Raw genomic sequence first — 14,410 nt, 5'->3', positions numbered from 1 at the left:
GAGGTATCATGTAATCAAGCAAATGGAATGGAAAAGAGGACTGGAAATGGAATTTGAAGAAAAAACGTTGAGTAAAGAAGTTATATTTGATGGAAGACTGATTCATTTAGAACGAGAAGAGGTTTTACTTCCCAATGGAAAAACATCGATTCGAGAAATAATTCGACATCCTGGAGCGATTGCAATGATTCCTTTTACTATGGATGGAAAAATGGTCTTCGTTCGTCAATTTAGAAAGCCGCTTAATCGAACCGTCGTAGAAATTCCTGCTGGGAAATTAGAAAAATCAGATATAGATCCTTTGACAGCTGCAAAAAGAGAGTTAGAGGAAGAAACTCATTACCGTGCGGATCGATGGGAAGAAATCACTACCATGTACCCAACACCAGCATATGTAGATGAAAAGTTCATCTTATATCTAGTGGAAGGTCTTTCAAAGGTCGAAAATCCTTTACCAGGGGACGAAGATGAATTTATCGAAGTATTGGAATGTACATATGAAGAAGCAATGGCGTTAAAGGCTTCTGGTGAGATTTGTGATGCAAAAACGCTATATGCACTTTTGTATTGGCAGCTTAAAAATTTAGAAAAAGGATAGGAAACGGATGACAAAAAAAGAAAAAATCCATTACTCACAAGGACTACTTACCAAGAAGGTCAAAAGAATAAAAAGTTTAAAAGAAAAGAACAAGATAGAAACGGAATGAGAAGCAGAGAACCAAGAAGATTCTTTTTTCAAGTCCCCATTTTCAAAAAAAGAAAAGAGTCAGATAAATTAGAAAATATTCAAAAGAAGGAAAGTTTTCCTGCATCAGGAGAGCGGTTAACAATAAAGGAACAAGGAAGACGATTGGACTATTTTTATAATTGGGCTATTTCTATCGTTTTAATTACGATTATTCTTGTTTTTGTTTTAGCATTTGTTATTTAAAAGAGGAAGAGGGAATGTAATGATTGGAATTATTGGAGCAATGGAAGAGGAAATGAATGTTTTATTAAGTTATATGGAACATCGAGTAGATCAGAAGGTTCATCATTTGAGTTATACAACGGGTGAAATTTATGGAATAGAAGTAGTGTTGGCACAATCTGGAATTGGAAAAGTAAATTCTTCATTAGCTACTGCATTCATGATTGATCGCTATCAACCCGAATTAATCATCAATACAGGTTCAGCAGGTGGATTGAAAAAAGGATTACAAATAGGTGATGTTTTAGTTTCTGATGCAGTCGCCTATCACGATGTGGATGCTACGGCTTTTGGATACGTGAAAGGACAGGTACCACAAATGCCTGCTCAGTACCTAAGTGAAGAACGGTATGTAGATGAGATTATCGATGCTGCTCATTCTGTAGGACTTCATCCCTTAAAAGGACTCATTGTTTCTAGTGATTCATTTATAGCTTCGAAAGAAGATGTATCAACGATTAAAGAAGATTTCCCCGAAGCAGGTGCAACTGAAATGGAAGGGGCGTCGATTGCACAAACTTGTTATGTGATGGATACTCCTTTCGTTGTTATAAGAGCTATTTCAGATAGTGCAGATGAAGAAGCATCTATCTCTTTTGATGAATTTATTATTACTGCAGGAAAAAAATCAGCTGAAATGGTACTAGCGTTTTTAGCTAATCACCATGAAAAAGGATAGGAGGAAGAAGATGAGAGCTTTTTTAACAATTGATTATACGTATGATTTTGTAGCAACGGATGGAAAACTAACAACAGGAGAACCGGGTCAAGCGATTGAAGATAAAATGGTTTCACTGACAAAAGAGTTTATTGAAAAAGGAGACTATGTCATTTTTGCGATTGATTGTCATGATCCAAACGATTCGTATCATCCAGAAAATAAATTGTTTCCTGCTCATAATGTTGAAGGGACCACTGGACGTTCTTTATATGGTGAGTTAGAGCCACTTTATGAAAAGCATAAAGACAAAGAAACTGTTTACTGGATAGATAAGCGTCACTACTCTGCTTTTAGTGGAACCGATTTAGATATTCGTTTAAGAGAAAGAAACATAGAAGAGGTTCATATAACCGGAGTATGTACAGATATTTGTGTGCTTCATACGGCAATTGATGCCTATAATTTAGGGTATAAAATTGTCGTCCATGAAGATGCAGTTGCTAGTTTTGACTCTGTTGGACATAAATGGGCGTTAGGACACTTCAAAAGTACACTAGGTGCTCAGGTTATTTAATAAATAGACAAACAAAAAAATGCCGGAACAAAAGTTCCGGCATTTTTGATTTAAGCTAAAATAGATTAACCTAATTTGTTGTAGTACTCAACGATGTAAGACTCATCGATTTCTGCAGATAGCTCTTCACGAGCAGGCAGACGAGTTAATGAACCTTCTAGTTTTTCTGTATCAAAGGTAATGAAATCAGGACGTCCAAACAAAGAATCAGCAGCAGTACGAATAATTGCCATATCTTTTGATTTTTCACGAACTCCGATAACTTGACCTACAGAAACTTGGAAAGAAGCAATATCTACACGTTTTCCATCAACAGTAATATGACCATGAGTCACTAATTGACGAGATTGACGACGAGTAGTAGCCAAGCCTAAACGATAAACAACGTTGTCTAAACGACGTTCTAGTAAGATCATGAAGTTCTCACCTTGTTTACCTTCTTTAGCTTTACCAGCTCTTTTGAATAGAGTTGCGAATTGACGCTCATTCAAGCCGTACATATGACGCAATTTTTGTTTTTCTTGCAATTGCATTCCATATTCAGACATTTTTCTACGAGTGTTAGCACCGTGTTGTCCAGGTGCGTATGGACGACGTTCGATTTCTTTCCCTGTGCCAGACAATGAAATTCCTAAACGACGGGATACTTTCCAGCTTGGTCCTGTATAACGTGACATAATTTTTTTCCTCCAATAATATGTTTTGGAGTAAAATAATAAAAATGAAAAGAGAACAGTACGTGCAGTTTATCCTTCAATCTTCACCTTATGCAGCCGGCAGGGTACACAATTGAACCTATTACAGGCGATGAACTGTTGACGTGGGTGTTTCATTTTCGCTGCATTATTTTACACGTTGTTTATCATAGCACACGGAAGAACTTATCGCAAGCTTTTATGATAGCGAAAAGGTAGGTAAATGAATAAGGTTGAAGCGAATTGGGATGAATAATATAATTGTTTTTGAAAAAGTAGAAGAATCAAAAATATAAGTAACGGCTTCCTTTTTTTAGATTTTTTCTATGATATACTTATTGATAATATATTGGCTATTCCAAAGAAATTGGAAATAGCTACAGTTGAGTAGATGGAGGATTCTTAAATGGACTTAATTTATTGGTTGATGTTAATTTTTATCATTGTTTTAATTGGATACGGAACGGTCTTCTATCTCAATCGCCGACAAGCGAATAGGATTAAAGAAGTGAATCATATGAAGCAAAAAATGATGTTAATTCCTGTTGCAGATAACCTGTATACGTTGAAAAATTTAAATTTAACAGGTCAAACAAAGCGAACCTATGAGAGTTGGCAAGCTACTTGGCAGACGATTACCCGGTTTCAATACCCAGAAATCGAGGCTTCATTGGAACGTGCACAGCAATATATTCAACAAATGAATTTTGTGAAAGCCAAACAAGCGATTGATGATGGTGAAAAATTAATAGAGGAAACACATGTAAGTGTAGAAAAAGTGAATGCTGCTTTAGAAGGTTTACTTGAAAGTGCAAGGCAAAATAGGGAAGAACTAGAAGCCATACATGAACGTTACAATAAAATCAGAAAAAAACTTCTGGCTCATAGTTTTATTTTTGGTCCAGCTATCGAAACATTGGAAAAGAATTTGAATTATCTAGAACTTGATTTCTCGAAATTTAATTCTCTAACTAATGAAGGCGATCATATGGAAGCAAAAGAAATTCTAGATCGTATTGAACAAGATTTGACGGCAATGGAAAGTGTTGTTGAAAAGATTCCCGAATTAAATAGTAAAATAAAAGAAGAATATGAAGAGCAATTAGAAGATATTAGAGAAGGCTACGAACGTTTGCTTGCAGATCAATATGTATTTGATAAAGTGAATGTTCCAAATCGTATCAAGGATGTAGAAGGAATTCTACACCAAGCGAAAGAATCTATTTCTCATGCAGATATCAATGAAGCACAAAAGAAAATGGATAAAGCTGAAAGGGAAATTGAGACCATTTATGATGTGCTCGAAGAAGAAATGATCGCAAAAGACTTCGTCGATCGTCATCAAGCAAACCTTTCTCGTAAGATGGACCATGTGCTTCAAAGTAATCGGTATGTTTTATTAGAAATTGACCGAGTTTCACAAAACTTTTTCTTAAATAAAAATGAATTAGCTCGTGCTGGGAGCTTTGAAGAACAGTTATTGAAAGAAAATGAAACACTTCGTTTCTATGAAAAAAAACTTGCTGATCATCGAGTTTCATATACAGCTGCAAAAGAGTACTATGAAAAGATTGGACAGAGATTAAACGAAATTGATAAAGAACAATCTGATTTGGTTTCTAACCTTAGTAAATTACGCAATCGAGAAAAACAAGCACGCGAAGCAATCGATTATTTTGAAATTGATATAAGAGATATGAAACGTGTCTTAGAAAAGCAACATCTTCCTGGACTACCAAAAGTATACTTAGATTTATTTTTTGTTGTTTCAGATCGAATCGAAGAAGTCTCTTCCAAATTAAATCGTGTAAAAATTGATATGGAAGAAGTAGAACGTCTTATGAAAATGTGTGAGGAAGATATTGATATGCTTGGCTCTCGTACAGAAGAAATTTTGGATGATGCCAATTTAACAGAAAGCTATATCCAATATGCAAATCGTTTTAGAAATGATGTTCCAGAAGTAGAGAAAGCCGTTCGTGCATCCTTACATTATTTTAATGAAGAATTTGATTATGAAAAAGCTAAAAAAACAATTCAAACAGCTTTAGAAAAAGAGGAGCCAGGTGCTTCCCGTAAAGTTGAAGAATCATATTTAGAGGAAAAGAAACGCGCTTCTTACTAGTTTCTGATTATTATTTATAACAAGGCTGAGGCACATTTTCTAGTGTCTCAGCCTTATCTTTGTTCTAAAGAGCTTTTAAAACAAAAAAAGAAAGAGTGTAGATATATGGTATATTTTGATAATAGTGCTACCACTAAAATGTTTCCAGAATCTTTGGAAACATTTTTAAAAGTTAATCAATCATATTTTGGAAACCCATCTAGCTTACATGCTTACGGTGCTGCCGCAGATGAACTATTATCTGAATCACGTAAACAAGTTGCAAACTTGTTAAAAGTATCTTCAAGAGAAATCTTTTTTACAAGTGGGGGAACTGAAGGGAATAACTGGGTAATAAAAGGGACTGCTTTAATAAAGTACAGAGTAGGAAAACACATCATCACTTCAAGTGTAGAACATTCATCTGTTTCAAAGTCATTGAAGCAACTTGAAAATTTTGGTTTTGAAGTAACCTATCTACCTGTTAATAGTGAGGGAAAGATATCACTTGAAGAACTACAAGATGCTATCCGAAAGGATACAATCTTAGTTTCCATCATGTCGGTGAATAATGAAGTAGGAACGATCCAACCAATTGAAGAAGTAGCTGAATTATTAACACACTATCCCACTATTCATTTTCATGTAGATGCTGTTCAAGCGATAAGTGGATTAGAAAATATTTCCATTCATCCTCGAATAGATTTCTTTGTCCTTTCAGCACATAAATTTAATGGGCCTAAAGGAGTCGGAATTCTTTATAAAAAAAATGGCAAACAGATTGCTTCACTTTTAACTGGTGGAGATCAGGAATTTGGAGAAAGAAGCACGACAGAAAATGTGGGTGGAATTGCTGCAACTGCGAAATCGTTACGAATAACGATGAATCAAAAAGAAGAGTCAGTTATTCATACAGAAAAATTAAAGAACTATATTCGTTCTTTTTTAAAAGAGTACGAGGATGTAAACATTTATAGTCCTTTAGATGGTGCTTCTCACATTCTTTGCTTTGCCATGAAGGGAGTACGAGGGGAAGTTCTGGTACATGCTCTAGAAAAAGAAAATATTTATATATCTACAACAAGTGCTTGTGCTAGTAAAAAAGCAAGTTCTTCAAGTACGTTGCATTCTATGGGTATTCCTACTCAGTGGTCACAATGTGCGGTTCGTCTCAGTTTCTCATTTGAAAACACAATGGAAGAAGCACAACAGTTTGTGAATGTTTTTAAAGATTTACACACTAAATTTCAAAAAATTCAATGATTCTAAAAATGAGAGGATAAAAAAATGGAAACAATGATACAGATTCGTTTTGGAGAATTATCAACCAAAGGGAAAAATAAAAAACGATTTATTAATCAGTTGTCAAAAAATATTCATATCGCTTTATATGACTTTCCTTCTATTGTTATAAAAGAAAGTTTGGATCATATTTTTATAGAGCTGAACGGTGCTCCTGAAGATATTATTATAGAGAAGCTGAAGATGATTTTTGGAATTCAGAGTTTTTCACCCATTTATGTGATTCCAAAACAATATGACTCTTTAGCAAAAGCTGTGATTGCTGTGATTGAAGAGGAAGAGACAGCAGGGAAAACATTTAAAATTGATACAAGAAGATCAGATCATTTTTACGAATGGAATACAAATGACTTAAACTCAAAATTAGGTGCCTTAGTTTTAGAACAGCTACCAGATTTAAAAGTGAAGATGAAGCAACCAGACCTTTCTATACGAGTAGATGTTAAAGAAAAAAACTTCCTCCTTAGTACAAAAAAATATATGGGAGCAGGGGGACTTCCGGTAGGTACAAGTGGTAAAGGCGTTTTAATGCTTTCAGGTGGAATTGATTCCCCTGTTGCAGGATATTTAGCAATGAAGCGCGGTGTTCGTATTGTTGCTGTTCATTTCTCGAGTCCTCCTTATACCAGTCCTCAATCCTTACAAAAAACAAAAGATTTAGCAGCAAAACTCACTAATTTTGGTGGGGTAATTACTCATATTGAAGTTCCTTTTTCGGAAATTCAAGAGGAAATTAAAACAGCAATTCCAGAAGGGTACACGATGACGATTACTCGTCGCATGATGTTGCGCATTACAGATGCAATTAGAGATAATTGGAGCGCATTAGCTGTCTTTACAGGGGAAAGTCTAGGTCAAGTGGCTTCCCAAACAATGGAAAGTATTCAAGTAATTAATGAAGTTACAAATACACCAATCATACGTCCAGTAGCCACGATGGATAAATTAGAAATTATTGAAATCGCAAAAAAAATTGATACGTTTGAACTATCTATCCAGCCTTTCGAAGATTGTTGTACCATTTTTGCTCCCAAATCACCTAAAACTAAGCCACATCTAGATAAAGTGAAAAGATATGAGGGGAAATTAGATATGGACGGGTTAATAGAGAGAGCTCTAGAGAATCTTACCGTTACAAAAATTCGTTCTGAAAAAGAATATAGTGATTTAAAACAAAAATCTGTCCTAGACTTATTGTAAGTGAGGCCATAAGTGACAGTATTGTATTTCGCTTTGTTTTAGAATTTAAGCGTGTATTGTTATACTGTTGATAGATATTAAAAAGGAGGAATTGGAATATGCAAGTAACATTCAAAGGAAAACCAATGGAAGTAGAAGGTACGCAACCACAGGTAGGTGAAAAAACACCTCATTTTTCAGTGAAAGATGTGATGGACAAAGAAATAACAGACCAAAATCTTCGTGGTGAAGTTTTTATTTTAAGTATCTTTCCTGACATCAATACAAGTGTATGTGCAGTACAAACAACAAATTTTAACGAAAAAGTTTCTGCTATTGAAGGTGTAAAACTAATCTCTATATCTAAAAATACAAAACAAGAATTAAATGACTGGTGTTCCGCTAAAGGAATTAAAATGGAAATGGTACCAGATACAGAAGGTAGTTTTGGAAAAGCATTTGGATTAAACATACCTCAAATGGACAAACTAGCTCGCAGTGTGTTTGTAATTAGTCAAGATGGATTAGTCGGGTATAAAGAAATTCTAAGTGAAATTACTGATGAGCCAAATTATGATGCAGCAATTGATGCAGCAAAAGGTTTACTGTAGGTCTTGAGAAAATTCAAAATAGATGATAGAATAAACAGAAATATACGTGCGTGATGATCAGGAATAGTAGTCTTTTAAAAATAGACAGAGAAAAAAGCAGATGCTGAAAGCTTTTTAAGCCAAAGATGAATGTAGCCTGAGAGCAAGAAGAGTGAAGGTCTTTTTAGACTGAGTAGCCTTTCTCGGAGAATTCTCCGTTATCAAAAATGAGAGATGGAATTTTAATTCCATAATTTTAGGTGGTACCGCGATAAACTCGTCCTGCATAATTTGCAGGGCTTTTTTTATTTGTTTAAATAAATAATTCAATTTTAAAGAAATAGGAAGGAAGTAATCAGATGACAAAAGCAGAAGAAATGTCCACTAAATATCAACCAAAAGAAGTGGAACAAGGGAAATATAAAAAATGGGTAGAGGAGAAACTTTTTCAACCAAGTGGAGATAAAAATGCAAAACCCTACTCCATTGTAATTCCACCTCCCAACGTGACAGGTCGTCTTCACTTAGGACATGCATGGGATGTTACCTTACAAGATATATTGATTCGTCAAAAAAGAATGCAAGGATATGACACTCTTTGGTTGCCAGGAATGGATCATGCCGGGATTGCTACGCAAGCAAAAGTAGAAGCAAAACTTGCTGAAGAGGGTATTTCTAGACATGATATGGGGCGAGAAGCTTTTGTAGATCAAGTTTGGGAATGGAAAGAAGACTATGCTCAAATCATTCGTAACCAGTGGGAAAAAATGGGAATTTCTGTTGATTACGACAGAGAACGATTTACTTTGGATGATGGTTTATCAGATGCAGTCCGCAAAGTATTCGTAACTTTATATGAAAAAGGCTATATCTATCGTGGTGCTTACTTAATCAATTGGGATCCAAAAGCGAGAACAGCCTTATCTGATATTGAAGTGATTCATAAAGATGTAAAGGGAGCATTTTATCATTTCCGTTATCCTCTTGCAGATGGATCAGGACATGTAGAATTAGCTACGACGCGTCCAGAAACAATGCTCGGAGATACAGCAGTAGCGGTTCATCCTGATGATGAACGATATACCGATTTAATTGGAAAGAGTATCTTATTACCATTAATGAATCGAGAAATCCCTATTATTGCGGATGATTATGTTGATCGTGAGTTCGGTACGGGTGTTGTAAAAATTACACCAGCCCATGATCCAAATGACTTTGAAGTAGGTTTACGCCATTCGCTTCCACAGATTAATGTAATGAATGATGATGCTACAATGAATGAGAATGCAGGTACATACGAAGGGCTAAACCGCTTTGATGCTAGAAAAGCAGTTGTACGTGATATGGAAAAAGAAGGTTTACTCATTAAAGTAGAAGAAATTATTCATAGTGTTGGACACTCGGAACGTACAGATGTGCCTGTTGAACCACTAATTTCTACCCAATGGTTTGTAAAAATGAAACCGATGGCGCAAGAAGCTATGGAAAATCAAGCAACTGAAAATAAAGTTAGTTTTTATCCGGACCGATTTGAAGGAACGTTCATGAGATGGATGGAAAATATCCATGACTGGGTTATTTCTAGACAACTATGGTGGGGACATCAAATACCAGCGTGGTATCACAAAGAAACAGGTGAAATTTACGTAGGATTAGAAGATCCTAAAGATATTGAAAATTGGGTTCAAGATCCGGATGTATTGGATACGTGGTTTAGTTCTGCACTTTGGCCTTTTTCTACAATGGGGTGGCCAAATGAAGAAGATCCAGATTTCAAACGATATTTCCCTACGAGCACACTCGTAACCGGATATGACATTATTTCATTCTGGGTAAGTCGAATGATGTTCCAATCTTTAGAGTTTACAGGAGAACGTCCTTTTGAAAATGTACTGATTCACGGATTGATTCGTGATGAAGAAGGACGCAAAATGAGTAAATCTTTGGGGAATGGAATCGATCCAATGGATGTTGTAGAACAATACGGTGCAGATGCTTTGCGTTGGTTCTTGGCTAATGGATCTTCACCTGGGCAAGATGTTCGTTTTAGTTATGATCGTATGGATGCATCTTGGAATTTTATCAATAAAATTTGGAATGCTAGTCGCTATGTGTTGCTCAATTTAGATGGCTTAGAATATAAAGACATCGATATTACAGGAGAAAAAACAACTGCAGATAAATGGATTCTTTCTAGTTTGAATAGAACTATTGGAAAAGTTACCGATTTATTTGAGAAGTTTGAATTTGGTGAAGCAGGGCGAATTTTGTATCACTTTATCTGGGATGAATATTGTGATTGGTATATTGAGATGACGAAAGAAGTGTTACAAGGAGAAGATGAAGCTGCAAAACACACAGCTCGTAGTATTCTCGCACATGTTTTAGATAACATCTTACGTCTTTTACATCCTGTTATGCCATTCGTAACAGAAGAAATTTGGCAAAATGTCCCTCATCAAGGAGATTCTATTGTGACAGCAGCGTATCCTACTGTACAAGAAGAATTATTAGATTCTGATGTAGAAGGTGCAATGGAGCAATTGATTGCTCTTATTCGAGAAGTTCGAAACATTCGTAATGAAATGAATACACCACTTTCGAAACCAGTTCCGATGCAGATCAATGCAATTGATGAAAGGACTAATCAAATTTTCCATGAAAACGAAGCATATATTACTCGTTTTTGTAATCCTTCTGAGTTAGAAATCGGAAGAAATCTGGAACCAGCACCGGATGCTGTTACAGGTGTATTTACAGGTGGAGAAGTTCGTATGCCGCTTGCTGGGTTAATCAAGATGGAAGATGAAATTAAGCGTATGGAAGCCGAAAAAGAGAAGCTTCAAAAAGAAGTAGATCGAGTAGTTAAAAAATTAGCAAATGGCAAATTTGTGGATAAAGCTCCTGAAGCAGTTGTTGAAGGAGAACGCCAAAAAGAAAAAGAGTACCGCGAACAATTAAAAATTGTTGAAGATCGTATTGAGTTTTTAAAGACCCAATTATAACAAAGGTAAAAAAATAGCGAAATAAATAACAAAGGAAAAGAGGGAGGAGTAATATCTGACCTCTTTTCTTAGAATGGAGAAATAGAATGTTCGATACGTATGAAGATGCATTGGAATGGATTCACACTAGAAAAGGGACAACACCTAAGCCCGGAATACGTCGTATGGAATGGATGATGGAAAAATTAGGACACCCTGAACGAAAATTTCGTTCCATCCATATTGCCGGTACGAATGGAAAAGGTTCAACAGTTGCCTACTTGACTAGCCTGTTCCAAGCGACAGGAAATACTGTCGGTAGTTTTACTTCTCCTCACATTATGTCTTTTAATGAACGAATTAGTATCAATGGGCATCCTATAACGGATGAAGAGGTATTATCTTTGGTTCAAAAAATTTCTCCTCTATATGAAGAAATTTCAAAAACCGAATGGGGTGGTTTAACGGAATTTGAAGTCGTTACCTGTATGATGTTTCTCTACTTTTCTTTGGCACAACCAGATGTAGTTCTATTAGAAGTGGGCTTGGGTGGGTTGTTTGATAGTACGAATGTTGTTCAGCCCAATCTGTCTATTATTACGACGATCGGCTTAGACCATATAAAAATATTAGGAAATACAATGGAAGATATTGCCTTTCAAAAAGCAGGGATTATTAAACCTACTATTCCAGTTGTAATCGGAAATGTGGAAGAAGAAGCCAAAGAAGTATTATTACAAGTAGCTAACGAGAACAAATCAGAGGTAAAATTATTCGGAAGAGATTTTCATGTGAATAATAGTTGCTCTGGAAAAAACTACCATGAATATTTCGATTATAGTGAACAGGATAGAACAATCTCTCATTTAGAAATTGGTTTGATTGGACAACATCAAATTGAGAATGCGGCAACGTCTCTCCAAGCATTTTTAACATTTGCTTCTTTAATAAATTCTTCTTATACAGATGAACAGATACGAGAGGGGTTATTAAATGCGTTTTGGCCTGTGCGACTCGAAATCATTTCCCAGGACCCATTTATAATTTTGGATGGTGCTCATAATGAACCGGCTATGGAAGTTTTGTTAGCAGCGATGCAAGGACATTTCCCTGGAAAAAAGTGAACGTACTTTTTTCTGCAATTACTACAAAGGAATTAGAAAAAATTGGTCCACTACTTAATCAGATTCCTAACTCTGAAATTTACTTAACTACTTTCGACTTTCCTAAAGCTGCCACATTGGAAGAATTAAAAGAACGTCTACATGTAAGAGAAGCAGGCGAGTACCAAAATTGGCGCCAAGCAATCCAAGTACTTCAGAAGAAGATGGGAAAAGAAGACATTCTTTTAATAACGGGATCTCTTTACTTTTTATCTGATGTACGACGATATTTATTACAACAAAATATCGTTTGAACAAATTGAAAATCTAGATAGTTTTTTAATAAAAAAATAATTCTCCCTTTATGCGTAATTTATAATAGACACAAAAAAGGAGAGGAAATAATTGAGAGAAACTACTTTAGTAAGAGAAGTTCCCAAATCTTCCAGACCACGTGAGCGGTTAGAAAAATATGGTGAGAAATCACTAGCAACTCATGAACTATTAGCAATTCTATTAAGGACTGGGCCTAAAGATAGTAATGTGATTCAACTATCATTACTTATACTCAACCATTTTGAAGATCTGTATTCATTGAAAATGGCTTCGATAGAAGAATTAATGACGATTAAAGGAATTGGAAGAACAAAAGCAATTGAAATGAAGGCTAGCATTGAGTTGGGAATTCGCTTAGCAAATGCGTCTCAATTAAAAAGTGGAACCATTACTTCAACACAAGCTGCAGGAGGGTTATTAAGAAAAGAAATGCGCGATCTGCAACAAGAACATGTAATTGCTTTGTATTTAAATACTAAAAATGAAATTATTAAAAAGAAAACAATCTTTATTGGTAGCCTTAATAGTTCGGTAGCATGACTAATGTACGCTAAAAATCCAGATGGATGGAGAGGTCCTGGTCATCAATATCAATCCGATGGATAAGGATATCAATTACTCCTATTTTTTCTTGTAGGCTGGCGTTTTCCCAATCAAACGAACGAATCATTTCAACTGTTTCGGGTGGAATGGTTTCTTCTTCGGATAGCTTCTTTTTTAGGAGGCTATCTTTTTTCGTCTTTAATTCAGACATCATTTTATCTACTGTGTCGATTTCCACACTTCCTAGAGTATATAATTTAATGATCCGATCCATTTGACCATTCACTTTTTTAAATTCTTTCTCGTAATTAAAAGAGGCCGTTTTTCTTTTTTATTTTTCACTTCTTCATCAAAATCAATATTCTGTATACGAGAGATAACCAAATCATTTAATTCTTTTTCTTTCCACCTTCTGCTGGAACATCTCTTTTTTCCACCTCTTAATCTCGCATAACACGTATACCAGTTATACCGGTATTTTTTTACTCCTGTTACCTCACGGCCGTATCTTTCCCCACATTGGGAGCAGTAGATTTTTCCCACCAGTAAACCTTTCCTTTTGTTTGTGGAGGAACTTCCTACGCTTCTCTTTTTCATGATTTTTTGGGCTTTTTCAAACGTTAATACATCGAGGATAGGTTCATGGATTCCTTTATATTGTTTTCCGTCAAACGTAACCATTCCAATGTAAAGCTGTTTTTTCAATGTATCTCGTACTAATGTTTTTGATTTAATTCTGTCTGGATACTTTTCTTGCATGAGTTTAGCAGTAGAATTAATCGAGTTGCCTTCTAAGTATAATTGAAAGATCTCTTTCACAATCTCTGCTTCCCATTCATCTACCATTAATTCTCCATCAATATAATCGTACCCAAGAGGTTGATAATTTCCACCACCATGATAATATCCTTCTTTCGCTCGTTCTGTTCGTCCTAACATCATTCGTTCTGTAATCGTGCTACGCTCTAATTCTGCGAACACAGAGAGGATTCCCACCATTGCCATACCAAAAGACGTAGAGGTGTCGAAACTCTCCTGTAGGCTTATAAAATCGACATTATTCGGCTTCAATACATCTTGTATTAAGTAGAGGGTGTGTTTTTGACTTCGAGATAAGCGGTCTAATTTATACACCACGACCACGTCCAGACTTCCATTTTTAATGTCTGCTATCATCTCTTGTAATCCAGGCCGTTCTAACTTTGCTCCCGAATAGGCAGGATCCGTATATACTTTTGCTACTATATAATCTTTTGCTTCTGCATAGGCTTTTAACTTCCCCGTTTGTGCTGCGATGGAGTACCCTTCGTTGGCTTGTTCTGTAGTACTAACCCGAATATATAAGCCGGCTCGTTTCTTCATAATCTTC

15 protein-coding genes and 1 other annotated feature are annotated in these 14,410 nt (G+C 35.6%); of the genes, 12 read left to right on the top strand and 3 right to left on the bottom strand.

Features of this window, described 5'->3' with window-relative positions; all coding sequences use genetic code 11:
- Nucleotides 1-46 precede the first annotated feature (46 nt).
- From LZ578_RS08890 to LZ578_RS08875, 4 genes are all read left to right on the top strand, one after another.
- The gene (locus LZ578_RS08890; protein ID WP_235144820.1) at nt 47-598 is read left to right on the top strand and encodes an NUDIX domain-containing protein; all 552 of its coding nucleotides are present in this window, start codon (nt 47-49) and stop codon (nt 596-598) included.
- Nucleotides 599-703: 105 nt separating this feature from the next.
- Nucleotides 704-931 carry a hypothetical protein gene (locus tag LZ578_RS08885; protein WP_235144819.1) on the top strand — a complete coding sequence of 76 codons (228 nt, stop codon included), beginning with the start codon at nt 704-706 and terminating at the stop codon, nt 929-931.
- Between the two features lie 19 nt (nt 932-950).
- Nucleotides 951-1,649, top strand: a complete 699-nt coding sequence (locus LZ578_RS08880) for a 5'-methylthioadenosine/adenosylhomocysteine nucleosidase (RefSeq protein ID WP_235144818.1) — start codon at nt 951-953, stop codon at nt 1,647-1,649.
- 10 nt (nt 1,650-1,659) lie between these two features.
- The gene (locus LZ578_RS08875; RefSeq protein WP_235144817.1) at nt 1,660-2,205 is read left to right on the top strand and encodes a cysteine hydrolase family protein; all 546 of its coding nucleotides are present in this window, start codon (nt 1,660-1,662) and stop codon (nt 2,203-2,205) included.
- A gap of 65 nt (nt 2,206-2,270) precedes the next feature.
- Here the strand turns inward: LZ578_RS08875 and rpsD are convergent, their stop codons facing one another.
- The gene (gene rpsD / locus LZ578_RS08870) at nt 2,271-2,882 is read right to left on the bottom strand and encodes a 30S ribosomal protein S4 (RefSeq protein WP_235144816.1); all 612 of its coding nucleotides are present in this window, start codon (nt 2,880-2,882) and stop codon (nt 2,271-2,273) included.
- Between the two features lie 424 nt (nt 2,883-3,306).
- Between rpsD and LZ578_RS08865 the strand changes: the two genes are divergently transcribed.
- The 8 genes from LZ578_RS08865 (at nt 3,307) to LZ578_RS08830 (ending at nt 13,038) form a co-directional block, all read left to right on the top strand.
- On the top strand, nt 3,307-5,025 hold the full coding sequence (locus tag LZ578_RS08865) for a septation ring formation regulator EzrA (RefSeq protein WP_235144815.1): 1,719 nt from the start codon (nt 3,307-3,309) through the stop codon (nt 5,023-5,025).
- Between the two features lie 105 nt (nt 5,026-5,130).
- A complete protein-coding gene (locus tag LZ578_RS08860; protein WP_235144814.1) occupies nt 5,131-6,267 on the top strand; it encodes a cysteine desulfurase family protein in 1,137 nt (378 codons plus the stop codon).
- 24 nt (nt 6,268-6,291) lie between these two features.
- Complete coding sequence (gene thiI, locus LZ578_RS08855; protein ID WP_235144813.1) at nt 6,292-7,506, top strand: tRNA uracil 4-sulfurtransferase ThiI; 1,215 nt, start codon at nt 6,292-6,294, stop codon at nt 7,504-7,506.
- Between the two features lie 98 nt (nt 7,507-7,604).
- Nucleotides 7,605-8,096: a thiol peroxidase gene (gene tpx / locus LZ578_RS08850; protein WP_235144812.1), complete on the top strand. Its 492-nt coding sequence runs from the start codon at nt 7,605-7,607 to the stop codon at nt 8,094-8,096.
- A gap of 44 nt (nt 8,097-8,140) precedes the next feature.
- Nucleotides 8,141-8,363: a binding site (T-box leader), on the top strand.
- Between the two features lie 71 nt (nt 8,364-8,434).
- A complete protein-coding gene (locus LZ578_RS08845) occupies nt 8,435-11,080 on the top strand; it encodes a valine--tRNA ligase (RefSeq protein WP_235144811.1) in 2,646 nt (881 codons plus the stop codon).
- A gap of 86 nt (nt 11,081-11,166) precedes the next feature.
- The gene (locus tag LZ578_RS08840; protein WP_235144810.1) at nt 11,167-12,183 is read left to right on the top strand and encodes a folylpolyglutamate synthase/dihydrofolate synthase family protein; all 1,017 of its coding nucleotides are present in this window, start codon (nt 11,167-11,169) and stop codon (nt 12,181-12,183) included.
- The gene (locus LZ578_RS08835; protein ID WP_235144809.1) at nt 12,180-12,476 is read left to right on the top strand and encodes a hypothetical protein; all 297 of its coding nucleotides are present in this window, start codon (nt 12,180-12,182) and stop codon (nt 12,474-12,476) included. Before LZ578_RS08840 ends, LZ578_RS08835 begins: the two co-directional genes overlap by 4 nt.
- Before the next feature lie 91 nt (nt 12,477-12,567).
- Complete coding sequence (locus LZ578_RS08830; protein WP_311198574.1) at nt 12,568-13,038, top strand: UPF0758 domain-containing protein; 471 nt, start codon at nt 12,568-12,570, stop codon at nt 13,036-13,038.
- Nucleotides 13,039-13,048: 10 nt separating this feature from the next.
- Here the strand turns inward: LZ578_RS08830 and LZ578_RS08825 are convergent, their stop codons facing one another.
- Together LZ578_RS08825 and LZ578_RS08820 are read right to left on the bottom strand one after the other, a co-directional pair.
- On the bottom strand, nt 13,049-13,327 hold the full coding sequence (locus LZ578_RS08825; protein ID WP_235144808.1) for a hypothetical protein: 279 nt from the start codon (nt 13,325-13,327) through the stop codon (nt 13,049-13,051).
- Nucleotides 13,324-14,403 carry a recombinase family protein gene (locus LZ578_RS08820; RefSeq protein ID WP_235144807.1) on the bottom strand — a complete coding sequence of 360 codons (1,080 nt, stop codon included), beginning with the start codon at nt 14,401-14,403 and terminating at the stop codon, nt 13,324-13,326. The genes LZ578_RS08825 and LZ578_RS08820 overlap by 4 nt, the downstream gene beginning before the upstream one ends.
- Nucleotides 14,404-14,410 lie beyond the last annotated feature (7 nt).

Source organism: Jeotgalibaca sp. MA1X17-3, assembly GCF_021513155.1.
Lineage (GTDB): Bacteria > Bacillota > Bacilli > Lactobacillales > Aerococcaceae > Jeotgalibaca.
The sequence above is the reverse complement of the archived record's forward strand: the minus strand, read 5'-3'. Positions and strand labels throughout refer to the sequence as shown.